The sequence below is a fragment of the Alteromonas sp. NFXS44 genome (assembly GCF_040148705.1).
Lineage (GTDB): Bacteria > Pseudomonadota > Gammaproteobacteria > Enterobacterales > Alteromonadaceae > Alteromonas.
Genome location: NZ_JAGDEA010000011.1, coordinates 666346 through 691167 on the forward strand (window position 1 = coordinate 666346; position 24822 = coordinate 691167).

18 protein-coding genes are annotated in these 24822 nt (G+C 51.6%); 10 read left to right on the forward strand and 8 right to left on the reverse strand.

Translation table 11 applies throughout. The features are described 5' to 3' along the window. Nucleotide 1: 1 nt before the first annotated feature. The 3 genes from J3369_RS16675 to J3369_RS16685 all read right to left on the reverse strand — a co-directional run bounded on the left by J3369_RS16675 (nt 2) and on the right by J3369_RS16685 (nt 5017). Nucleotides 2-1522, reverse strand: coding sequence for an alpha/beta hydrolase domain-containing protein (locus tag J3369_RS16675; RefSeq protein WP_349588952.1), 1521 nt, complete (start codon nt 1520-1522; stop codon nt 2-4). 94 nt (nt 1523-1616) lie between these two features. Then, nucleotides 1617-4358, reverse strand: coding sequence for a TonB-dependent receptor plug domain-containing protein (locus tag J3369_RS16680; RefSeq protein WP_349588954.1), 2742 nt, complete (start codon nt 4356-4358; stop codon nt 1617-1619). 215 nt (nt 4359-4573) lie between these two features. After that, nucleotides 4574-5017: a MarR family winged helix-turn-helix transcriptional regulator gene (locus J3369_RS16685; RefSeq protein ID WP_119502423.1), complete on the reverse strand. Its 444-nt coding sequence runs from the start codon at nt 5015-5017 to the stop codon at nt 4574-4576. Nucleotides 5018-5161: 144 nt separating this feature from the next. On the opposite strand from J3369_RS16685, the gene J3369_RS16690 reads away from it, so the two are divergent. From J3369_RS16690 to J3369_RS16725, 8 genes are read left to right on the forward strand one after another with little or no spacing between them, the layout of a single operon-like run. Next, on the forward strand, nt 5162-5671 hold the full coding sequence (locus J3369_RS16690; RefSeq protein WP_349588956.1) for a TRAP transporter small permease: 510 nt from the start codon (nt 5162-5164) through the stop codon (nt 5669-5671). Beyond that, complete coding sequence (locus J3369_RS16695) at nt 5661-6965, forward strand: TRAP transporter large permease (RefSeq protein WP_349588959.1); 1305 nt, start codon at nt 5661-5663, stop codon at nt 6963-6965. Before J3369_RS16690 ends, J3369_RS16695 begins: the two co-directional genes overlap by 11 nt. Nucleotides 6966-6967: 2 nt before the next feature. Further along, nucleotides 6968-8002 carry a TRAP transporter substrate-binding protein DctP gene (gene dctP / locus J3369_RS16700; RefSeq protein ID WP_349588961.1) on the forward strand — a complete coding sequence of 345 codons (1035 nt, stop codon included), beginning with the start codon at nt 6968-6970 and terminating at the stop codon, nt 8000-8002. Beyond that, nucleotides 7999-9165 carry a CaiB/BaiF CoA transferase family protein gene (locus J3369_RS16705; protein ID WP_349588964.1) on the forward strand — a complete coding sequence of 389 codons (1167 nt, stop codon included), beginning with the start codon at nt 7999-8001 and terminating at the stop codon, nt 9163-9165. Before dctP ends, J3369_RS16705 begins: the two co-directional genes overlap by 4 nt. A gap of 10 nt (nt 9166-9175) precedes the next feature. After that, entirely contained in the window at nt 9176-10249 is a 1074-nt protein-coding gene (locus J3369_RS16710) for a CoA transferase (protein ID WP_349588966.1), read from the forward strand. After that, nucleotides 10246-11418 carry a CaiB/BaiF CoA transferase family protein gene (locus J3369_RS16715; RefSeq protein WP_349588967.1) on the forward strand — a complete coding sequence of 391 codons (1173 nt, stop codon included), beginning with the start codon at nt 10246-10248 and terminating at the stop codon, nt 11416-11418. The genes J3369_RS16710 and J3369_RS16715 overlap by 4 nt, the downstream gene beginning before the upstream one ends. Then, nucleotides 11415-12668: a CaiB/BaiF CoA transferase family protein gene (locus J3369_RS16720; RefSeq protein ID WP_119502430.1), complete on the forward strand. Its 1254-nt coding sequence runs from the start codon at nt 11415-11417 to the stop codon at nt 12666-12668. Before J3369_RS16715 ends, J3369_RS16720 begins: the two co-directional genes overlap by 4 nt. After that, the gene (locus tag J3369_RS16725; protein ID WP_349588970.1) at nt 12668-15100 is read left to right on the forward strand and encodes a 2-hydroxyacyl-CoA dehydratase; all 2433 of its coding nucleotides are present in this window, start codon (nt 12668-12670) and stop codon (nt 15098-15100) included. Before J3369_RS16720 ends, J3369_RS16725 begins: the two co-directional genes overlap by 1 nt. A gap of 60 nt (nt 15101-15160) precedes the next feature. On the opposite strand, the gene J3369_RS16730 is transcribed toward J3369_RS16725, so the two are convergent. The 3 genes from J3369_RS16730 to J3369_RS16740 all read right to left on the reverse strand — a co-directional run bounded on the left by J3369_RS16730 (nt 15161) and on the right by J3369_RS16740 (nt 20986). Next, the gene (locus tag J3369_RS16730; protein WP_349588972.1) at nt 15161-16861 is read right to left on the reverse strand and encodes a carboxylesterase/lipase family protein; all 1701 of its coding nucleotides are present in this window, start codon (nt 16859-16861) and stop codon (nt 15161-15163) included. A 3-nt stretch (nt 16862-16864) separates the two neighbouring features. Beyond that, complete coding sequence (locus tag J3369_RS16735) at nt 16865-17965, reverse strand: alpha/beta hydrolase fold domain-containing protein (protein ID WP_349588974.1); 1101 nt, start codon at nt 17963-17965, stop codon at nt 16865-16867. 153 nt (nt 17966-18118) lie between these two features. Next, nucleotides 18119-20986, reverse strand: a complete 2868-nt coding sequence (locus J3369_RS16740; RefSeq protein ID WP_349588976.1) for a TonB-dependent receptor plug domain-containing protein — start codon at nt 20984-20986, stop codon at nt 18119-18121. Nucleotides 20987-21436: 450 nt separating this feature from the next. Between J3369_RS16740 and J3369_RS16745 the strand changes: the two genes are divergently transcribed. Together J3369_RS16745 and J3369_RS16750 are read left to right on the forward strand one after the other, a co-directional pair. Then, nucleotides 21437-22279 carry a shikimate dehydrogenase family protein gene (locus J3369_RS16745; protein ID WP_349588978.1) on the forward strand — a complete coding sequence of 281 codons (843 nt, stop codon included), beginning with the start codon at nt 21437-21439 and terminating at the stop codon, nt 22277-22279. A 202-nt stretch (nt 22280-22481) separates the two neighbouring features. After that, on the forward strand, nt 22482-22898 hold the full coding sequence (locus J3369_RS16750; protein WP_119503470.1) for a Dabb family protein: 417 nt from the start codon (nt 22482-22484) through the stop codon (nt 22896-22898). Nucleotides 22899-22925: 27 nt separating this feature from the next. Here the strand turns inward: J3369_RS16750 and aroQ are convergent, their stop codons facing one another. After that, nucleotides 22926-23354: a type II 3-dehydroquinate dehydratase gene (aroQ, locus tag J3369_RS16755; protein WP_349588980.1), complete on the reverse strand. Its 429-nt coding sequence runs from the start codon at nt 23352-23354 to the stop codon at nt 22926-22928. A gap of 61 nt (nt 23355-23415) precedes the next feature. Further along, nucleotides 23416-24750 carry an MFS transporter gene (locus tag J3369_RS16760; RefSeq protein WP_349588982.1) on the reverse strand — a complete coding sequence of 445 codons (1335 nt, stop codon included), beginning with the start codon at nt 24748-24750 and terminating at the stop codon, nt 23416-23418. Nucleotides 24751-24822 lie beyond the last annotated feature (72 nt).

Sequence of the window (24822 nt, forward strand, 5' to 3'; positions counted from 1 at the left end):
CTTATTCCCCTTTGCCAGCAAAAGCGTCAGTTGCCAGATCCGCCATCTTGTTTTTCAACATTTTTGCATCGCTTTCTAACACCCAGCGTTCCCGCACCATGGCATCAAGGTAGTCGCCATACGCCTTAAGATAGTTGTCTTTATTGCCATACATGGCGAGCAATTGCTGTGATGAAAAATTCTTTCTGAGCATGGCCGGACGGCCGTTTCGCTGACACTGGGGTTCTGCATCTGTGGTATAGCTCGCCAGAGGAACGGCGAACTCTGCTACCGGCATTCCGCCCAGCGGATTTTGATGATGATCCCGAAGCACCTGTCCGTTTTCATCTAACACCAGTTCCTGAGCGTGGGGAGGCAACTGGTTATTCATAACCCATTCGCGAAGATTTGATAGCGCAGCACGTACATAGGGGCCTTGTGGAATATCGCTGAGCGGGTACTGGCATTCAGCCAGTGCATCTGCTTCTTTTGGATACCCTTTCCGGTAAAGCTGAATGAGCTGACCACGGTTAAACCGGTCACCTCCCTGATCCATCAAAAGCTGATCGCCATGAATGACGGCCCCTATTTCATACAAGCGGTGAGCACCCGGATTTTTGTTACTGTCAGCAACCTGAGGACCATCACCTTCTCCTACCTCAAATTCAGTGAGAAACTCGATAACCGGAACGTTAATAGGACGCAGGTCCCGAACGGGCTTATCCATGCCATCCTTGTCAATATCTGAGTTAAGGGGAAGTACACCAAGTCCGTTCCAGCGTGACGAGATCCCTACCAGATAACCATCAAACAGTGGCTTATCAGTGCTAATAGAAAATTTTTCATGGAATCCGTAATTAACATACGTTCGCCAGAAGCTGCCGGTAAATGACCATCCGCCAGCTAAAGCGACGTCCGGCAGCGCATCGTTAAACGGGTTTGCGTCGTGGGCAGTACGGAAATAGCGAACAGCGTCAGAAATGACCTGATAGCGGATCCCGTCATCTTCTGGCCATTGTAATGCTTTATAACGCTCAGGGTCATACCATTTGGCGATGTCACTTTGCGCCGTAGGAAACTCACCTTGTGCAGTCAGTTCCCGTTGACGGGGATCGTTACCGCTGCCTACTGACACATAGGCATCGCCACTGTTGATGATAAAATGCTGCATAGCCACCCAGTGAGACGTATTACCTTTTGACGGATGCTCAGGCTCAACGTGCAGTACGCCTGAAAACGTCGCCATATCCTCAGGCCGGCGGACAACGACACGGGTCACATAGGGCAAGTCTTTATTGTGCTCAACGAGGCTGCCATCTTTATAATCAAAGGAACTGGCAGTGCCGCTGACAAAATACTCTTCTTCTACATAGCCATATTCAGCCAGGTTGACAGATACCGGCGAGCCTTTTACTTCCGCGGCATTATAAATTTCACGCGCCCCTGCCGGGATTTTCTTAACCTGCTCAATTTCCGCTACGGCCTCTTTCCCGCCAGCCAGCAGCAACATCGCGCCAAACCACGCAATACGTGAATAAGTCATGTTCATTCCTTGTTGATATAAGATAAAAGACAGGGTGAAAAGACAGAGAGTGCCGGCAGAAGCCGGCACAACTGACGCTTTTTCAGCGTATTCATCAGAAGCTCTTAGACAGCGAGAGTGAGATGAGTCGTCCGACAGGGCTGCCTACCTGCGGGTCAAAACCACCACCACCATTATTTGATGGTGCGATATCGGCATAAGGCGGATCTTCATCGGTGATATTGTTAATAAACAGTCCCACCTTGAGGTCTTCGCCGATGCCGCTCAGTCCGCCACTGAAGATGTAAGACGCAGCAAAATCCAGCGTGGTCAGTGAGCTGATTTCCTCACCGGTAAGGGTATTGTTGTAACTGTTCGTGTAGTTTGCGAACAGGGTTAAATCCCAGTAATCCCGCTGCCAGTTAATACTGCCCCGCATACGTAAACTGACCGGATAATCCAGATTGTTTACCTGATCAATAGATTCTGCCGTGGCAGTTTGCGCAACACGGTAATAATCGAACCAGGTACCGAGTAGACCAAATTTAAAATCACCGCTGTCAGTTTCCATAGGTACCGACATGGAGAAATCCAGCCCCCTGGCTTCAGTGCTTCCCAGGTTATTATTCCGGCCATCCACGAACACCATGGTATTCTCGGCTTCGGCAACACTGCCACTTCGCACGTTAATACCACCAGCAAGGAGCTCAGCGGTTCTTGCCTGTGCTGCAGCGCCCCGCAGAATGATGGAAGAAAACACATCTTCCTGACGCAGAATATTCAGATTCGATAACTGCCCGCCAATTTGCCCTTCATAGGTGACGTCGAACAGGTTTACAGAGAACCGGGCACCTTTGTAACCTGATGGCGTGTAATCAACACCCACTGACCAGGTCTGCGCCGTCTCAGGTACCAATTCGTCGTTACCTCCCGAGAGCGTAGCCCCCCGGATAGTCTGATTAATCGTCGGGTCAAAATAGTTCTGGATGTAGAGATTACTACCACCGGCACTGGTTAACTGGGTCAGTAACGGCGCGCGGAAAGATTCACCATAGCTGGCATGAATCGCTACATCTTCCACTGGCTGCCAGTCGATACCAATCTTGGGGTTTTCAGTCCGGCCAACATCGCTGTAGTCATCGATTCGACCAGCGATGTCCAGCACCAGACTGTAAATTCCCGGCATCGCATTACCGTCACCAACAATAGGAATGTACAGCTCTGCAAAACCTGAAGTGATGTCGCGGTTTCTGGGGTCAAAATTATATGGGCGCTCACCATCAGCGCCACGGACCTGACCAGTCCAGAGCTCCATTTCATAATAACCCAGGCCGGCAGCCAGCTTCACATCACCACCAGGCAGTGACATCAGCGGACCATCGACCTTCATACCAAAGTCTTTCACTTTGGTTTCGGCAACAGTATCGATTGCATAATTAAAAATGCTGTCGATGACGGACTGATTATTCTGTGAAGTCCCGAAGGGATTGTACGCTGTGGAAGGATTTGAGCTAGCCAGGGCCGCTTGCAAAGCACTTGAGTTTACATTACCCCCGCGATTAAAGGCCTGGTCATCATTCTGACCCATGGTGGCATGCACATTCAGCAACCAGTCTGCCGGTAGAGTAATATCCAGACCCGCAGTCAGCTGCCAGGTTTGCGTATCGAATGTCGTAACCGCCGGAGACCCATAGGCTTCGGCAAAACTGTAATCGATACTTTCACACCCCGTACCTGCAGGCAGGCCCAGGCTGCCTGAACAAGGCTCCAGCGTCACCCCCACAGGAGATACAAAGAATGCATTTGTTTCTGGTACCGAAATTCGTGCGTCGTAAGGTTCGGAGTAGCGTTGTCCATCACGTTGATAAACCAGTGCATCAACAAACATCGTAACGCGATCACTAAGATCCTGATTCAGCGTCATAACGGCACTATGGATGGTTTGCTCAGGCATCAAATCGGTGGTTGCCGACATGTTATCGCAAAGATTTTGCGTACCTTCCACCAGATTATCTGCCGTTGCACCACCTTGCGGAATGGCATAACTATTACCGTTGAGATAAATGTTGCCGGGATTACAACTACTAACCCGGTAATCGGCACCGCCCATGCCGGTCAGGTCAGCCCGGTAATAATCACGGTCGCCGCCAAAAATATTGCTGCGATAAGAGCGCTGTGCGGAGACGGTTACCTGCCCGGTATTCCAGGCCTTACCGGTGATCAGACTCAGTTGGTGTTCATCGTAGTCAGCCCCCACACCATATTGTCCTTCAACCTGCACACCTTCAAAGCCCCGGCGTAATATCAGGTTAGCCACACCGGCAACCGCATCTGAGCCGTAAACGGCCGAAGCACCATCTGCAATGACTTCTATACGCTTTAATCCAATGGTCGGAATGGACGAAGGATCAACGGTTGCACCGAGGGTGCCCTGGGGGACAGCTCGCCGACCATTGATTAAGGTGAGTGTGGCGTAAGGGCCAATACCACGAATGTTGATGGCATTCCCGTACACGATGTTACCCGCCCCGCCATTGCCGCTGCGGGATGTATCATTGACACCCAGACTGAATATTTGCGGCGTTTCACGCAGCAGGTTCATGGTATTGATGGTAGCAGAACGATCGATATCATCCCGCCCGACTTCGATAAGTGAAGAACCTACCGGTGCAGCACCGCGGATACTGGTTCCGGTAGACGTCACGACTATGACTTCGGGTTCTTCTTCGGCTGCATTGCTTTGAGCAGCTTGTTCTGATGTGGCCTGAACATTCTCCTGTGCGAATGCAGATGCACAACTTAGTGATCCCATTAACGCAATCATTGAAGAATATGTGGCTAAACGGTTAACAAACATTGATTTGCCTCCTGACAAATTGAGCATCGCCTAGTGCTAATTTGCGATTGGTCAACGGGTTCACCGCATGCGGAATCTTAAAATTAACATTATCTGATTCACGAATGGATACCGGCACGACCGCTGCGACCGCAATCTCTTTGTCTAGTAAACGGCAATTTAGTTTGGAAAGTCAACCATTATGTTAAATATTTTAAAACATTTTTGTAACCCATCTATAACACCTCGTACATTCTATCGAGTAATGCTTTCAGTAAACTAAGCTCACTGGGGCTCAGTTGCTTCAGTGCTGCCGATTCAGTTTTCGCCATAATTTCATACAGTTCATTTAGAAAAACCTGACCTTCATCCGTCACGAACAATGCATGTCTTCTACGGTCAGTTTTGGATTTTTCCCGTTTCGCTAAACCCCGCTTCTCAAGCTCATCAATCACCTGAACAAACGTAGATTTATCAAGACCTACAGCAGCTGAAAGCTCATTTTGAGATATGCCCGGATTAGATGAAATTAAAGACAATGAACTGAACAACCCGGAACGTAACTTATATTTCCGGGTAGCTGCAGCAAAGTCCTTTGACAGCAGGTTCTGAACACGCCGTAACCGGAAGCCAATGAACTCTCCCAACCGCCCCATTTCTATTTCTTTCTGATTGACCACGCTTTCTTTTCTCTCTAACTTGTTGAAGAACAATTTATTAACATAATAGTTGATAAACAAAACTATTTAATTTATAAATTATCCAACTGGCGTAACTTTGATACTGTCGATGTTAGCATTTTTTATTCTCCGGAGAACCAACCGATGAAGTCAGCGCAGGAAAGGCATGCAGGGCCAAGGGTACTCTCCCCCGTCAGCTCCGTTATTGAAAAGATATTTGTACTGACAGGCTCAGCCGGCCTCATTGTTATGATGTTTGCAGATACCATTGCTGTCGCAGGAAGGCATATTGGTTTGCCCTTTTTAGGTGCCATTGAAATTGTACAGGCTGCCATTGTATTAATGGCAACCGGTGCACTTGTTATGGCCACTATGAATAACGAACACGCTACCATCAAGATTCTGACCAGCAGACTGTCTCCGTCAGGTCAGCAACTTGCTGCACGTTTTTCCGCTCTGGTTTGTTTCTTATTTCTGGCGCTACTGGCCGTTGCCGGATTATGGATAGCCATTGAAACAGCCGGCGAGTCCGAACGTTCAGAACTGTTGCATATTCCTTACTTCTGGTTACGTCTTATTGGCTTTACCGGCATTTGTGTAGCTTCAGCCTGTTTTCTGAAACAAGTCTTTAAAGGTCGCCATCATGAGTCCTGAGTTAACAGGTCTCCTTGGCCTGATATGTCTGTTCCTCGCCCTGACGGTGGGGATCCCCATTGGTGTGAGTCTGGGTATTGTCGGCTTTGGCGGATTGATGCTGTTACTGTCACCTGAAGCGGCAGTCATTAAAACTGGTGTCATTTTCTTCGAAGTCATATCTAAATACGAACTCGGCGTTCTCCCTCTGTTTTTGCTGCTGGCACATTTGTGTTTCAGCGCCGGAGCAAGCAGGGATTTTTTCGATGTCGCCGCAAGATTTATGGGGCACAGACGGGGTGGACTGGCCGTCGCATCCATTGCTGGCTGCGCCGGTTTCGGAGCGGTCAGCGGCTCAAGCCTGGCAACGGTTGCCACCGTTGGTTCAGCAGCCATGCCCGAAATGCGAAAAGCCGGATACCAGAATCAGCTTGCCACCGGTTCACTGGCTGCCGGCGGAACACTGGGCGCGCTGATCCCGCCTTCAGGAGCCCTGATCGTGTTTGGCATTATTGCCGAGCAATCGATCGGCACGCTGTTCGCCGCTGCGATTATTCCGGGAATCACCCAGGCTATCTTTTACATCGCAACGGTCATGATCCTTTGCACTCTGAATCCGTCATTGGGTCCACGAAGCCCAAGAGTAAGCTGGCCACACAGAATTGCTGGTCTGAAAAAAATCGGTGATATCGCTGTGCTCATCCTGTTTGTTATAGGCGGCATGATGATAGGTTTATTCACGCCATCGGAAGCCGCCTCAGTGGGCGTGGCGCTCACACTGGTGATGTGTTACTTCCGCGGTGTGCTGTCTGTGAGCCTGTTTAAAAAAGCCCTGCGTAAAACACTGCTGACCTCAGGGATGATTTATCTCATTATCATCGGTGCGATTATTTTTGGCACGTTTATCAGTGTTACGGGCCTCGCAACCATGCTTGCCGAAGTCATCCGTTCGGTGGATGCCAGTCCGGTTGTCGCCATTATCGTCATGGCAATCATCCTGCTGGCTCTGGGGTCCTTTCTGGATGGTCTGGCGTTAATGCTTCTGACCACGCCTATATTTTTACCCATTATTCTGGAACTGGGTTACAGCCCCATCTGGTTTGGTATTTTCCTGGTCCGGGCGATGGAAACCGGTTTTATATTACCGCCACTGGGCCTGAACGCCTATGTGTTACAGGGGATAGTGAAAGATATCCCGATAACCACCATTTTCCGCGGTATCGTACCTTTTCTGGTTGCTGACGTCTGCCACCTCAGCCTGATCATCGCGTTGCCCGCACTGGCACTGTGGCTTCCATCGGTCACCGGGGTCTGAACATGAAGTACCTGCTTATTCTCCTTTGGCTACCACTTTGTTTTGCCTGCTCTGATGCACACAAGACTGATGTTCGCACACTGACTTACGCCAGCCCGTATCCTCCCGGTCACCCGTTCAGTCAGGCCGATATTGCATGGATGGAAAGCATTGAAGAAGCCTCGGAAGGCAGAATTGTTTTTGATGCTTTCTGGTCAGGTTCTTTGTTGTCGTCAGATATGAGCATGCTGGAGATCAGACATGGCGTAGCGGATATCGGCCTGATCACGCCGATTTATACCAGAGGAGGTACCCATGTGCTGCGTACGCAGGCCGGCTTCTACGGCGGGATCAACAGCATAGACGACCAGGTCGCACTGTTTAAATGCCTGGCAGAGTCATTTCCGTCTTTCAGACATGAACTTGAAGGGTTAAAAGTGCTGGCGATTCAGGGGGGCAACTTCCCTGCTGTGATAACCAGGTACACACCGCTGAAAAATCTTGAAGACTTTAAGGGATTACGTCTGCGGGTTCAAAGTGAGGCGGTAGCCTTACTAAAAGAGCTTGGCGCTGATCCGGTCAATATGCCGATGGGAGAAGTTTACCCGGCACTGGCCAAAGGCATAATCGACGGCGTTGTAGCACCTGCTGACACCATCCATAGCATGCATTTTTCTGAAGTGGCAGAGCACATCACACTGGTGAAATTCAGCCGGGGCGCTTATCCGGCCAGAGCCATGTCTGAAAAAGTCTGGCAAAGCCTGCCCGCAGACATACAGCGCATATTTGATGACGCGCAGGCTACGTGGGAGCAAAACCTGAAAGAGCGCCTGCAGGAAGCGGAAAAGCGGGGACTGGATTTCGGGCGTGAAAACCAGATGACCTTCCACTCGTTCAGTCAGCAACAGCAATTCGACCAGCTATACAACCAGATGGCCCGGAAGGAGGCCGCTGGACTGAATGAATTCAATATCGATGGTGAAGCCATTTTTCAAAAGGCTCAGGACCTTATTCAGGCCGGGTCGCCAATTCAATGTAATTCAGGAGCGCCGCAATGACCTTACCTTTAAGAGATATAAAAATTGCTGATTTTTCCTGGGTGGGCGCAGGCCCGAGAGCCACGAAAGATCTGGCTGACCTGGGCGCAGAAGTGATCAAAATTGAGTCCAGGAAAAGACTCGATTTAGGACGGATGAGCCCGCCGTTTGCCGGCGGCAAAAGAGATATCGACGGCTCAGCCTTCTTCGCCATCACGAATACCAGTAAACAGAGTGTTGCCATTAATCTTGCCGAACCGGCCGGGGTAGACTTGGCCAAAAAGCTGGTAGCCCGTGCCGACGTAGTTGTCGAAAACTTCAGCGCCGGATTCATGGAGCGGATTGGCCTGTCCTTTGAAGAACTTAAAGCCATTAAGCCGGATATTATTTTAATCAGCGTCAGTGTTGCCGGACGCACCGGCCCGCTGGGTAAAATCAGAGGATACGGTAATTCTGCAGCGGCACTGTCGGGGCTGGCAAGTATGTCGGGCTGGCCAGACCGCGATCCACACATGCCTCCTTTTGCCTACGGTGATGTAGTTGCCCCGATGTTCGCTACCGTAGCTACGCTGGCAGCACTGGAACACAAACGTAAAACCGGACGCGGTCAGCACATTGATATCAGTCAGGTTGAGCCGCTAATCCATACTCTGGCAGACAGCTACGCCGCCATTCAAAAAGGTAAACCGGTAAAGCAAGCCAATGCTTCATCGACAGCACTGCTTCAGGATGTTTTTGCCTGTCGCGGCAAGGATCAATACGTTGCGGTTACCCTTTCCACGCAACAGCAACTGCTTGCTGCTGCGGATCTGCTGGATATTGCGCAAACAAAAGACCTGTCTCCCGAAACGGTTAAAGACGCGCTGTCCTGCTACTGTCAAACCGCTGACAAACATGCCGTGGCCAAACGCTTCAAACAGGCAGGAATCGCCGCAGAGGCCGTTGCCGACGGTCGCGATGTATATACCGACGAGGCATTACAACACGGACATTACCGCTGGATAACACATAGCAAACTTGGATTATGTGACATGCCCGCGCCGCCTTTGCGCTTCTCTGAGTCCTCTGACCGCGTAACCGCTCCACCCTGTCTGGGTGAAAATCTGCAGGACGTGTTTGTTTCCATGCTGGGAGAGGACCCGGCGCATATCAGTAAGCTGGTTGACGCCGGCATACTGGCATAAGGAGTGTGTCATGCTATCTCATGTCAAAGTCATTGATCTAACTTCTCACCTTGGTGCTTTCAGTGGCCGCATGCTGGCGGAACTGGGTGCTACGGTGATTAAGGCGGAACCTGAGTCCGGCGATCCGCTCAGAGAAAATCCGGAGGCTTTCACCGCATGGAATCACGGTAAACACTCGGTTGTTGCCCCGCCTTACACATCTGCCTTTTCTGCACTGATGGCAGAGGCTGACATTGTTATCCGTACCACAGGCATTCCCCACCGGTATTTACAGGATCTCAAGCCGAATATCATTGATGTGGTTATCAGTGGCTTTATGCCCGGCAGCGAAACCCTCTCAGAGCCGGTTTCAGATTTCACGCTGATGGCCCGTAGCGGCCTGATGACCATTATCGGCGATCCGGACCGCCCGCCCCTGACATTGCCCGGCGAGCAAGCATATGCAATGGGCGCGATTCAGGCGGTAACCGGCGCACTGACAGCGTTGCATGAACGGGCTCTGACCGGCAAAGGTCAGTTAGTCGAAGTGTCAGCTTTCCAGTCAGCCGTGTTGGCCAACTACCGTGAACCACTCACCTGGGCGTGGACCGGAAAAACCGGTAACCGTACCGGCAACCTTCTGGTTCGGGGTAAATCCGGTGTCAGGCAGGTATGGGCGTGCAAGGACGGCTTCGTTACCTGGGCACTGGTAGATAATCCGGCAATGATGAAAAGCTTTGTCCGCGTCATGGGCGAGCAAGCCGGCGAGCTTGCTGAAATCCGCTGGGAAGACATTCTGGTTGCCGATATGCCACAATCGCAACTGGAAAGCTGGGAAAGCCACATCGCCGGTTTTTTCATGCTGCATGACAAAGCCACGCTGGCCGCCTGGTCTGCTGAAAATGGGCTGGGACTTTCGCAAATCGATACGCCCGATGACTGCTTAACCAGCAGTCAGCATGCCGCCCGCGAACTCTGGGTGGATATTGACGACGTGAAATACCCCGGGCCCCTATGGGCTTCGTCGGAAAGCACAACGCCACCATCAAGGCGGGCTCCCGAACTGGACGAAGACCGGCAGACTTTTCTAGGAGGCCGGATATGACCACACCATTGAACGACATTCGCGTGGTGGACTTCAGTAAGTTCCTGCCCGGCCCGTATTGCACCTGGATGCTGGCCGATCTTGGCGCAGAAGTCATCCGGATCGAGAATCCCCGCGAAGTGGCAAAGCAAAAGAAGGTATTTGGCTGGGATAAATTAACTGACGATGAAAATGCACAGTTAAGGGCTAAAGACATCCTCACCCGTGGCAAGCAGTCTGTTCTGCTGAATCCAGGAACCGCTTCAGCGAAAGAAGCCATCTTCAAATTGATTAAACAAGCGGACGTGCTGGTCGAGGACTACCGTCCGGGTGTCATGGAGTCCATGGGCTATGGCTACGATGCGCTAAAAGCCATTAACCCCAAACTCATTTACTGCTCTGTCACCTTATGCGGACAAACCGGGCCGTACGCAAATAAGCCCGGGCATGATCCCATCGCTCTTGCCACAGCCGGTGCGCTTTCAAGAATGGGCGGGAACGCTACAGCACCGGATTTTCCAGGCGTACCTGTGGCAGATCTGCTCAGCGGTTCAAACGCGGTCATTGGCGTACTGGCAGCATTGCTGGCAAGGCAGACTACCGGAAAAGGCCAGCAGGTAGACATTGCCATGAGTGACGCGTCTTTAGCGCTCATCATCAATGTGCTCTCCCGTGCGCCGGATCTGAGCACCCTGCCCGCCAAAGGTATGCACCGGACAGACAGCGGCATCTGGCGGACGGCAGATGATAAGTGGCTTGTCACGACCGACATGGAACCCCGCTACTGGAAACAGTTCTGCGACTCCATCGGCTTACCTGCTCTGGCAGATGAGCAGATGAATAAAGCACGGTGGCCAGACATGAAAGCCGAAATTGCCAGCGTGATGGCCACCAGGACTCAGGCGCAGTGGTGCCGCATTTTCGAACAGGCCGGCACCCAGTTTTCGCCGGTACTAACCATCCCTGAAGCACTTGAAAATGAACACAATCTCGCAAGGGAAATGATTATCAACCAGTCAGCACCCGACGGTACGCCGGTTATTCACGTAGGTGCGCCGGTAAAGCTGTCTGACACGCCGGCAAAGCCGGGCTTTCCCGGCCGCACTGCCGGTTCAGATACGCAACAGATTTTGATGTCGCTGGGCTACAGCAAAAGCGACACCGACCAGATTATAAAGGAACAACTATGACAACCAGCACAGCACTGAAAGCGCGTCCTCTGGAAGGCTTACGCGTAATTGATTTAACCCGCGCTCTGGCAGGTCCGTACGCTACGCTACTGCTTGCCGGACTTGGCGCAGAAGTGATCAAAATTGAAGATCCTAAACATGGCGACCTGGCCCGTGAGAATAGCCCCTATGTGGGGAAAAACGGCGTTGTCATTGAAAAGCATCACGATGACGATGTATCGGTATCTCACCTTACCCGTGCACGGGGTAAATACGGCATTTCGCTGGATTTAAAGAAACCCGGTGCACAGGATGTATTTCTGGATTTGGTGAAAACCGCCGATATCGTGGTCGAAAACTTCACCTCCGGCACGGCAGACCGGCTTGGCGTTGGCTACGAAGCCTCTAAAGCAGTAAATCCCGGAGTGATTTACTGCTCGCTGAGCGGGTTTGGCGCCACCACCAAAGAGGGTGGCAAGGCCATGGATATCATTATTCAGGCCTTAAGTGGTGCTATGTACGCCAGTGGCGCAGTGAACGAACCGCCGGTACGCATTGGTATTCCCATTGCCGACATGCTGGCCCCGGTGTTCTCGGTGATCGGTATTTTGTCAGCCCTTGAGCAACGGCATAAAACCGGTGAAGGTCAGCACATTGATGTTTCTATGCTGGGTGCCCTTACTTCATTTGTTGCCATCGAAAACTGGGCAGCCATGGAAGCGGCGGGCATGCAGGCCCGCACCGGCCTTACCGTTCAGCGACTGTCGCCATTTGGTGTATTTGAATGTGAGGATGGCTATATAGCGCTGGTGGCCGTGCATGAAAAGCTGGCCCGCGGACTGTTCCGTGCCATGGAAAATGAAAAGCTGGGTGAAGATCCCCGTTACTGTAACCGTGATGCCAGAGTGGCCAATGCCAATACCCTGGAAGCACTTATTACCGCATGGACATCACAATTGCCGGTAAGTGAAGTGGTCAGCAGGCTTGAGGCGCAGGGCGTGCCTGTTGCACCGGTACGCCATCCGGAAGAAGCCATGAATGATCCTCGTGTTGCTTCGCGTAACGAGACCAATCCGGTTGCCCACCCCAAATATGGCACAGTTGATAATTTCCACACCGCCGGTATTCCTATTCTGTTCTCCGGTGCCAGCACAGGTTTTGATGACGTGTTGCCGGTGCATATTGGTGAGCACAATGAAAAAGTACTGTCTGAAATGCTGGGCTATTCGCAGGAGCAAATGCAGTCTCTGATGGAAACAGGAGTGATTTAATGGCTAATTTGCAGGGCTTCCCGTTTGCCATCACTCCGGCATACGCCAGTGATGTTGCCAAGCGCTATGTCAGCGAAGGCAAGAAAGTTATACGTGTGCTGGGTAGTGATGCCCCCTATGAACTGATCCGCGCTGCGGGCTTATCTCCGGTACGATTAGTTGCAGATGATAATTTGCCAACCCCCGATGCCGATGCACTGGTGGGCACGGCGAACATGTCGCAAAGTGGCCGGTCGTTACTGCAGCAAATATTTGATGACAAAGATGCCCTGCCTCTGCTGCTCACCCACTGCGATTATGAGACACCGCAACTGTTTGCCACCTTGCGCCAGCTATTTAAAGATGAAGAACTACCGGCAAGACACATCCATTTTTATGATCATCTTCATCAGATGCGCGAAAGCTCTGCGAAATATAACCTCACGCGGGCTGCACAGCTACACACCTGGCTTGCAGATATGTCGGCAATTTCAGGTAACAAAGCTTCCGCAGAAAAGCTGACATTTGATATTGAGATTCAGGAGCAGCAGCGAACGATGCTCGCTGAGCTGTTAAAAAAGCGCAACGATTTTACCCCCCGGATCAGTGGACGCCAGTTCCACCACTGTGTGGCAGCCACCATGGTTTATACACCGCACGAGTGGTGTGAACGGGCAGCGTCATTACTGGCAGATATTGAATTAGACCGTGCAGCAGAACTGGTGGATAAAACTAAAGAGCGCATCATTATCGCCGGTTTACCCCAACTTAATGACCGGGGCTACCGCGAACTTGAAGCGGCCGGCATTCATATTGTCGGAGACTGGCAGGATTGGGGCGATAAACGCGTCGCCCGGCCAGTGGTGTCAGATGACTGGCAAAATGTGATTGCAGACCCCGCACGAGCCTGCCCGGACTACCTGATCCCAGCCCTCACCCGGGCGCAATTTATTGCCGGCCAGATTTCTGCGGTGAAAGCCAGTGGTGTGATTTATCTCACAGCGAAAGGTGATGAAGCATCTAAATGGGATGCCGGATTTATCAGCGGTTACTTATCACAACACGGTATTGATACCGGTATCTGGGAGACTGGCAGCCCCTTCCCCGGCACTCTTGTATTATTTGCCGGTAAACATCAAAGCCGGGCAGTGTCAGCCGGGGAGGCTGCGGCAAAAGCAATGTCTTCTCCCCGAAAGCCCCGCCCCAAACCGGAGCGCAGTAAGAAAGCACTGGCATCAGTGGCTGACTTTGGCACGTACCAGCGGGAATGGTTTCAGTCTGTCAGATCAAGCGCTGAAGAGGGCGCGCAGTTTGGCGTGGTGAATGCGAATTCTCCTCAGGAAATGCTCAGAGCCATGGGTCTGCCGTTTGTGGTGAATCAGTGGTGGGCGTCCATCGTCGCAGCCAAGCAGCAATCGAAACGGTACGCATCGTTACTGAAAGCGAATAAGTATCCCGGTAATGTGGAAGCGTACAGTGCGCAGGGTATTGCCGCGTACTTCGACAAAGATACGGAGCAGGCTCCCTGGGGAGGCTTGCCGGAGCCACAGTTCCTGCAAACCGTGCTTGGCAGCGACGCTACCCCCAGAATTTTCGACCACTGGGCACGGGAGACGGGCGCCAACCTGTTCATGTTTGAACGCACGGTAGAATGCCGGATTGATTTATACGAGGATTGGTGGAATAAGCTCCCCGGTGACTGGAAAACAGAACTGGAACCGGAAAGGGTCGCGTTGCTGACGTCTGAGCTGAAAGATGCCATCACGGCTTTGGAAGCGCATACCGGTGAGACCTTCGATATGCCGGCGTTTACCCGCATCATGTCGCTGGTCAATGAGCAGGAAGAATACTACCGCAAGACCCGTGATCTGCTTGCCAGTACCTGTCCTGTGCCGGTGAGTGTGGTTGATACAATGCCCGCAACCATGGTCCCTCAATGGCACCGGGGCACTGAATGGGCCCGTGATGCCGCTAAAGCGTTTTACGAAGAAGTGAAAGCAAAGGTGGAACAGGGAGAATCTGTTTGCGGCAATGAAAAATTACGCCTTATGTGGGTGGGCAGAGGCTTGTGGAGCAATATGCAGTTCTATCAGCGATGGCAGGAAAGTCATGGTGCCGTGTTCGTATGGAGCATGTATCTTGCGCTGGCCGCTGACGGATATATCCGCGAGTTCTCAGGTGAAGATGATGCGCTGGAAGCACTGGCCGCCCGGTTTGTTACCATGGGGGATGAACTGAGAATGCCCACCTGGGCTGGTGCATGGCACGTGAAAGAAGCCCGCACTCATCACATCAACGGCGCTGTGGCACTTTCTGATGCCGATCCTTTTGTACTGCGTGCACTTCGCAAAGCAGGGATCCCGGTGCTTTCATTGCCGCTGGATAACTTCGACAGCAATCACGGTCCGGACAGTTTTGACGATGAGATAAGCGCTTTTCTGGCCTCACTCTGAACTCATTTGCATCAATAACGAAAAGAAACAGCGGCACTTGCCGCTGTTTTTCAATTTCAATTAATCCCTCGCTCTCGGCCCTTCTTTTGACGGCGCCGGCGGCGTCATCAATACCGGGTTGTCTGCATAGAACGTCATGTCTTCAGCATTCGGCCAGGGCACGGGTTGGGAAATACTGTCTCCACTACCCCACATCACCACCTCCGGCGAATCCGGGCTGAAAGGTGCCCAGCTTTTGCCATCCGGCAAGGCGGGTTTACCAGTCTGCGCAAATGTCACAATAGCCTGCTGCATGGCGTCACTGAGCGCACGGTCGAAAGCCGTATAAGTGCGGGTTTCACGATAAATATTCAGGGCATCCAGCGTACCCAGCCAGTAAGGCACATCAGCAGTGTGATACACACCGGCCGTCTTCGGGTCGTGATCAGCAAAGGTGATGCCTGTGGTATACGGATGCACTCTGGCGAACACATAGGGGAACACCGGCGATGTCAGATGTTCTGTTTGTGCCTGTGACCAACGCCACATACTCAGCCCCAGCGTGCTGTCTCTGGCCATATCTTTACCGGCCCGGATTGCCTCTGCATCCGTGTTAATTGTAAAGCGGCTAAGCAATTCATTCGCCTTGCCCGGGTACAGTTGCTCCACCAGCGCGGCCAATTCAGCTTTCGATTTCACCCCGCCCAGCGGACTAAAACCTTCGTCGCGGGTAAACCCAATCATAACCGGTATATCGCTGCCTGCTTTATCTGCAAATAACTCAGCAGGTTGTGCAGGCAACACGTAACCGTCGACAACCGGACCGGCCTTAAAGCTACCGGAACATCTCAGCTGACAATCCCGCTGTGCTTTTAAAATCTGATCGGCAGCGATGTGCCGCAGCGCACTGATATTTTCTGCCTTGAAATGCGACTGAATAGCCACACCGGTTTGCTCAGCGTCCTGGCGGGACGTCATGGGAAACATAAACGCCGAACCGCTCATGCCCACCACTTTACTAATCAAACCTTTGCCAAGGGGGCTGACCTGTAAATACGACACAGACGCTGACCCGGCAGACTGACCGGCAATAGTCACGTTTTCCGGATCGCCGCCGAACTGACGAATGTTCTGTTTTATCCATGTAAGTGCGGCAAGCTGATCCATCAAACCGTAGTTTCCCGACGCCCCCTCAGGCGACTGTGCGGTTAATTCAGGATGCGCCATAAATCCTAAGATCCCCAAGCGATAGGCAATACTGATGGTGATCACGCCTTTTTCTGCCAGCGGTTCGCCGCCATAAATGGCCATGGAAGGCGAACCGATGGTGAAGCCTCCGCCGTGGATCCATACCACCACAGGCAAACCGTCACCGGCCTTCGCCGCTTCGGGTGCCCAGATGTTCATGTACAAGCAATCTTCACTGGTGGCTTCGTGGCTGAAGTAGTGATTAATGTTGCTGTTACGCAACGGCTGAGTGCACTGGGGGGCCATGCGGTCAGCATGAAACAATCCCTGCCAGTTGACCGGCTGCGGTGCTTTCCAGCGCAGTGCTCTGAGCGGAGCCTGCGCGTAAGGCACACCAAACCAGGCCTTTACGCCTGATGGCAGTACTTTCCCCTGTAATTTTCCGCTTTGGGTTGTAATGATGTCTGTGGCTTTGTGTACCACGGGCACTTCTGCCAATGCTGCACCGCTTACCATGACAGCGGCCAGCGCCAGCCGCCCCACCCGGGAGCGCGCGCGGCTGGTGATTTGTATTAAGGGTAAAATTGAAATCATACCCTACTGCCCCAGATGCTTATCAAAGAAGTCTGCAGCAATGCCATACCCTTCCTGAGATTCAGGAAAATCCGGATTAGTCATAAAGCCGTGATACAGGCCATCATAAATGAGTAAGTCGCTTTCCACACCGGCGGCCAGTAGCTTACGGTGACTGTACGCCGCGCCGCTCATCAGAAAGTCCCGGGTACCGGTAAAAAACAGAACCGGCGGAAATTGAGCCAGCTTAGTTGCGTCGTTCAGCGGGGCGGCAATGAATTGTGTGGTATCCACACCGTCAAAGTAAGACATTCCGCCCCGTGGTGCAGGTGCAGTAACTGGCTTCATATCTGCTTCGATATTGGTAATGCTCAGCTTACCGGTAAACACCGAATCGCCTGACGGCGTCATACCAAGTCCGGCACAGTAAACGCCCAGCGCACCGGGAACAGGCCGTCCGGCGTCAATTAACATGGCCGTAGTTTGTGATACCAGCATGCCACCGGCAGAACATCCCACCATACCAATATTTTCAGGCGGCACCTCTTTTGACACCACATCCCAGACTTTCAGTAAGTCTTCACTGGCAGCAGGAAAACGGTGCTCAGGGCCCTGACGGTAAAGAATGGATATCACCTTCACTTTCATTTGTGCCGCAACAGGAATGCTGATCAACAAACCGTTGGCTCGTACGCCGGTGCGAAAGCCGCCGCCCGGTCCGTTAAGAATTAGCCGGTTTGCATTCTTCTCAGGCACGCCACCTTTTGGTGTAATAATGGCGGCCGAAATCCCGTTAATGGTGGTTTCCTCAATATCCACAGGAAACACTGACTTCATATGATCCACATAAGGTTGCAGATTGTCGTTGTAGACTTTACGGATTTCTTTGATATCGGTGATGTCTTCGGGCAGCGGCATGGGCGCACCCGGCCCTTCGGTCGCGCCGCTGCGCTTCAGCACCGCCTGACCACCTTCACTTAAGGCATCGGGCAACGGAACAGAAGCGTTGTGGATGATAATAGTGCCTGATGTATCTAATTGTGTTGTCATCTCTGCGGCCTGTGCCGGAATCACTGAGCAAATTGCAAAAATCACCGCCAAATTTCGCATAACTGATACGTTCATTTCGTTCTCCTTGTTATAAAAACACTACCGGAGAAGACACAGCTTCTGCCGGTAGTGGCACATCTGCGGGAACAACAATCCCAACCTCCCGCATAAATCAACATTCTGGAAAAAGTAAAAAGGCAGCGCTTTTTAAACGCTGCCTTTTTCAGGTCAGAAGGACATGGTGGCACCGACGAAATAGGAACGGCCAACGATGTCGTAGCTTTCGTTATCAGTGATACCAGGCGTTCCGGCCACCACCAGCGGTTCCTTATCGAACAGGTTGCTGATACCGCCCCGCAGATTGATACTTTCAGTCAGACGATAGCGCCCTACCAGATCAAACTTGTTGTAGCTTGGTACACCCGGTACCGTGCTTGACGTATTCGTCAGCGTGCTGCGGTCGTCCATGCTGTCGGTGAAACGCCAGCGCAGGGTCAGGCTCATAGCATCTCTTTCGTATCCAAAACTGGTTTGTGCCCGCAGTTTCGGACGCGGCGTAGCTAAAAAGCCTATAGTGCCGGCTTCATCAACCCCTTCATCTCCGGGCAGTGTTACCACTTCGTAGGAATTCACGTAAGTGATGACCGAGTGCACAGAGAAGTCACCGGCTCCGGTTGACAGTTTGTAGTTCACCTGGAAATCCATACCGTCAGTAGACAACTGACCCAGGTTTAAGTACGGCGTGCGCACCAGTTCAAGATAACCGTCCTGGTCCCGCGACAACAACTGACAGAACGGGTTATCTGTCGAATACGTGGGGTTAGAGCCATCCAGGTTGTGACATTTATTGATAGCCGTTAACCCGGGGACTGCCGAAATCACATCTTCAATTTCAATAGAGTAATAATCAGCTGACAACACTAGGGTCTGATCCGAACCAAGCTCAGTATTCCATACCGCACCGAGCGTATAGGTATCTGCAGTTTCCGGTTGCAGTTCAATGTTGCCCGAGCTCAGTGTAGCCGTTGCTGTAGTAGGGAACAGATAGTTGTCTACGGTTTCCACCGGCACACCCATGGCTATACATAAACTTCTCAACGCCCCCGTCGAATCAGCAGCGCGGGCTGCGGTGCGCACATCACAGGGCTCACCACCGGAAGGCGGGTTACCAAATGTTACCTGACTCCCCGTTGCAGCACTGAACAGTTCACTGATATTTGGCGCACGGATAGCACGCTGATAACCGCCACGTACCATGATTTCATCCGTGGCATGCCACAAACCATCCAATTTATAAGCATTAACGGTACCGGAGTACTCATAATCCGACATACGGTATGCGGTACCAATTTCAAACGAATCGGTTACCGGAATAATGAATTCAGCGGCCAGTTCAGTCACATCTGAAGAACCGGCAGAAGCCTGTGCTGCAATCACTGCCTGCACATCCTGCTCGGCCAGCGCCTTGTCAGGACTGAAGTAATACTCATCATTACGGTAGTTCGCCGATGCCGAGAACATCACATCGCCTGCCGGCAGTTCAAATAAGCTGCCCTGCACCACCACATCAAAGGCGGTACGCTGCAATTCTTCCGTGCTGTGGGTATCGCCACTGATGTACGACTGACAGGCTTCTGACATGCTCATGACATTCGCCAGGCCAAACGGATTGTAGCCACCGGCGCAAATGCTGTCGCCACCGTCAGCCGCATTAAACAGGGTTTGCACGCGGGAAAGGAAAACCGCATTGTGCTGAACCTGGTTGTGTCTGGAATTGTCCCAGGACACCCAGGCATCAAAAGTCCAGTCGCGGAATCCGGTATCCCCTTCAAGGCCCACAATGTATTGCTGGGTCACGTAGTTTTCATCCCAGCTTTTTGCCGGTGTCATCACGTAACGGGCATTGTAAGAAAAGGGTGCTGTCGGATCGGCACGGGATGCCAGTAACGTGGATAAATCGTCAGGAATAAACGGGTTGGTGACCGGAATCGTTGGCGTACCGAACTGGGTCAGTGTGCCACCTGAGTTAGTGACTGCCGTATGGTCAGTAAACAACGCCTGTGCATAACCGGTAACGGCAGGAGAAAATTCGTAATCGAAGCGGGCGAACAGGTTTTTACGGTCGGTTTGCGGACGCAACATGCCCTGAATCTGTACCGGCATACGCACGTTGCCATTAACAATGCGGTAGTCGCTCTCATCGCTGCCCATATAATTCACTGCGCCGGTCTGACTGAACAGCGAACCGTCATCATTGAAACCCAGGTTATTGTTATTAGGCACAGAACCATAACCGTATCCGGCAAACATGGCATCCACCACGGCCTGGTCAGGCAGATTAGTGGCAGAAGGGACAAAGGTACCTGTGCCGATATATGAAGAAGGGATCCCCAACTGGAAGAAGTCAAAGCGGTCTTTGCCGTACAGTGCATCCTGACGGGCAGAGCTGACAGAGATAAACAGGCTGCTCTTCTCTGTGACTGCACCGGCAGTTACCGAGGCATTGTAACTGGCATAGTCATTTTCCATGGAGTTGCCGTACTGCACATCCACGTTCACGCCTTCAACACCCCGTTGCGTGACAAAATTCACAACACCTGAAACCGCATCAGAACCGTACACCGCAGAAGCACCACCGGTAATCACTTCCACATCGCGCACCACAGAGGTCGGTAATACATTGGTATCGACCACACCGGACGAGCTTGAAATAGGCAAACGGCGGCCATCCAGCAGAATAAGGTTGCGGGTTGCGCCCAGACCACGTAAGTCCAGCAGCGCTCGGCCACCGGTACCCTGGCCACCTGACGAATCGCGAGTGAACTGGGGCATTTCATTCATGGTGGCTTCAACATTCACCTGACCGGTATCTTCAATAAATTGCTCACCCACCGTCATAATCGGGCTTGGCGCACTTTCATCCCGGCGTGCAATACGGGAGCCGGTTACAACAATTTGTTCTACATCGGCAGATTGTTCTGCCTCATTGTCCTGTGCAGTAGCTACAGCGGGGCACATGGCCAGCAACACGGCTGATGCCAGAAATTTGCGGTTAAACCGGGTGACAGGCTGTTTTGTGTTATTTGTTTTTTTCACGGGTCTCTCTCCTGTTAAGAGATTGAGTGTTAACAGTAATGCGTGTGCAACGACCTGTTGACGACGACGAAGTAATTATTCAGGTGCTGTTACAAATTTAAAATTACCAATAGATAACCAAGGCATAACATTTTGTTAACTATGTAAAGAACTTTCAGTTAATTCAAAACGTTGAGATCAGTAAAATAGCTGTTCAAAGACTGTGACAAAGAAAAACAGGAAGGTCAGAATGAGGAAATAAATGCTTATAAATCAAAACTAAACAACACTACAACATTATCAAAATTAGACTTATGGCTAACAGGCCACGGATAAGCCGCTCCCGGGTAATTAACCCATTGTTATAGTCATCACAACTTTAGATAATTTACAGAAGCCCGCAAAACGTAATTTAATAACAAAATCATAACAAGTTCAATTTGTAACCAGCGTTACAGGATTGGTGAAACAATGACATCGAAGTTGGCATTAATGGGCGCGCACATCAGTCGCTCAAAAATGGGAAAATTGCAGGCGTATCTGGCGCTGCAACATGGTCTCAGTATTGATTACGGTTTAATTGACGGCGAAATACTGCCGGACTTTAATCCTGAGGACTGCGTAAAACGTCTGATCACTGAAGGCTACCACGGCATAAATGTGACCCACCCTTATAAGCAGTCAGTGTATCCGCTGGTGAAAAGCCCGCTGGCAGAGGGTCATGAAAAAATTGGTTCTTACAACACCCTGCGGTTCACAGAAGATGGCATCCTGGGGGCCAACACCGACTACAGCGGATTTAAGCAAGGCTATCTGTACCGCCGTGGCGAAAAATCTCCGGGCAAAGTACTGGTTTGCGGTGCAGGCGGGGTGGGTAGAGCCATTATGTTTGCGCTGGCAGAACTTGGAGCAGACCATCTTTATATCAGTGATATTAATACCGCAGCCGCGCAGGCCATGTCTGATTTGCTGGTTAAGCACGGACATTCCGCCAGTGCGGTAACGCCGGATGAAGTTAAGGTGTTACAAAACAAGGTAGATGGTCTGGTGAACTGCACGGCGCTGGGCATGTACGGTAGGCCCGGTACACCGTTTGATTTAACCGCCCTGTCCTGTCCTGAATGGGCCTTTGATGCCGTGTATGTGCCATTGAAGACAGACTTCATCAAAGCGTGTGAAAGCGCAGGCTTACAGTGTGTATCCGGTTTCGATTTATGGATTTTTCAGGGGATTGATGCGTACAACCTGTTCTTCGATGCCAGCGTAGCCGCCACGCCGGCCCTCATTGACGAAGCGTTAAGCTGGCTGGATTAGATTACCCCTGTCAGTCCCTTTCAAGCCGGCCTCTGCGCCGGCTTTTTTTATGAAGCGCTCATCTCCCTCTTCAAGCGAGCATCTTCCGTCTGTCCCGGTAAACCTGCCTTCTGACTGCTGTGTGTTCATAACATGATTGCATGGCATGATTGCCGCCTTTACACTCAATGACACTTTGCCTGAAAATTTACAAGGATTAACAATGACGGACTCTACCCGCAGACAATTTATGACCACCGCCGGCGCACTGGCTGCCGCCGCGGCCCTGCCCGCTTCTGCGCAGGCTGCATCATCAGACTGCTCGCTGGATGCGCCCGTATTGCACATGGTGTATTTCTGGCTGGCAAATCCTGACTCAGCGGAAGATAAAGCGAAACTGATTAAAGGTTTGAAATCTCTTCAGGCAATTCCTCAGGTTCAGGCGCTGCACGTAGGTGTACCGGCCTCTACCCTGAAGCGGGATGTTATCGACAATAGTTTTCACGTGTCTGAATTGATGATGTTCAACTCTGTGGAAGATCAGGACGCGTATCAAACCCATCCTGTGCATCTGAAGTTCGTAGAAGAATGTGAGCACCTGTGGGAACGTGTTGTGGTGCGTGACTCCCTGTCAGCCTGATTTAAGCCGGTACGCGACCGGCATCACTCATGCTGACGCTAACGCAGCATCCAGCGCAAGGCGGTAACCCGCAGCCCCGAAACCGGCAATCACTCCGGTAGCCACATCAGATAAATAAGTGTGGTGACGGAAAGGTTCTCTGGCGTGGATATTAGTGAGGTGCACTTCGGTGAAGGGCACTTCGCAGCTCAGCAACGCATCCCGCAGCGCAATACTGGTATGCCCTAACGCCCCGGGGTTTATAATAATACGCTGATATTGTTGTCTGGCAGCGTGAATAGTATCTATCAGCTTGCCTTCACAATTCGACTGAAAATGTGACAGTGCCACGCCTTTCTCTTCTGCGTAAACGGTCAGCTCCGATACAATATCCTGCAATGAAGCATTGCCATATTTTTCCGGCTCCCGCATGCCTAACATATTCAGGTTAGGACCGTTCAGTAGCAATATTTTCATGGTTTTCTCCTGCAATGCGAAATGCCGGAACGGATCGTTCCGGCGCAAAAAATAGACGAGATTAGTTTGCGAAATCGCTGTCTTTGATCAGCAGTGTCAGCAACCCGGCCAGCACAACAGGAATAGTGAACACAATAAAGGTGGTAGAAAGTCCGGCACCGGATTGCAATAAGTAACCACCGGCAAAGGGCCCGATTACCGCACCGGCACGCCCTGCTCCGACGGCCCAGCCCACACCGGTGGCGCGGATCTCAGTGGGATAGAGTCTGGCCGACGTTGGCCAGAAGCCGTTGAAGCCGCCATTCAGAGTCACCCCGAGGATATACGCGGTGAGCAGAATCATTGATACGCCCATAGAGACATTGCCGAATACCATCAGGGTGACAGCAGCCAGCACGAAGAATGTAAAAATCATTTTCTGTAAGCCGAATCGCACGGAAATCCAGCCAAGCAAAATACTACCGGTGAAGGATCCCAGATTATAAGCGGCACCGGCAAAAATACCCTGTTCCAGCGGCAAACCGGCATCCACGGCAATTTTAGGGATCCAGCTGATAATGAAATACAGTGTGAAGAAACCGAAGAATACGCCGCCCCAGAGCAATAACGTGGGTCTGGCCCGCCCGTCAGTAAACAGCTTTTTCACCGATGTGCGTGCACTGTCTGCCGGTGCAGCCGGCAAAGTGGCAAGGGGAGCCGCCTTGAGTTTCACCAGAATACGGTTGATGTTATCAAGCGCATTACCCGGCTGACGCTTGAGCAGGAACTCCGGCGACTCAGGCATGAAGAAATACACCACGGGCACCATCAGCAAAGTGACAACACCCGAAATTTCAAACATTACCCGCCAGCCAAATTCAGGGATCAACCAGGCTGAGGCGAATCCTGTTGCCACCGCACCAATGGGATAGCCCGCCTGCAGAAAGGATACACAAAGATTCCGCCGTTCACGGGTGGCAAATTCACTGGTCATAGTAGCCATACTTGCCAGTATCGCGCCTACTCCAAGCCCGGTCACTACTCTGGCTGCCACCAGCTGGGGCAAAGACTGTGACCAGCCGGAAAACAACATGCCGGCACCAATAGTGGTCACGGCAAACAGAATCATCTTGCGCCGGCCAATTACATCAGCATAAGGGGCAATGAATAAACATCCGAGGGTCATACCAATAAGGGCGGCACTGAACACGGCACCAAGTACAGCGGGCTCAATGCTCCACTCCTGTGCCAGCACCGGCGCGGTGTAAGACATTAACACCACATCCATGCCATCAATCATATTCAGGGTAAAACAAATCATGACAACAAGAATTTGAAGAGGCGCCATTTTGTTATTTTCGAGCACGCCGCGAAGATGCGTCACACTTTGCTCATAATCATTCGTAACTACAGACATAAGGACCGATTCCCAAATGTTTATTTTTGATTAATATTTCGTTAAACCGTGTTGTTATCCTAAGTATTCAGC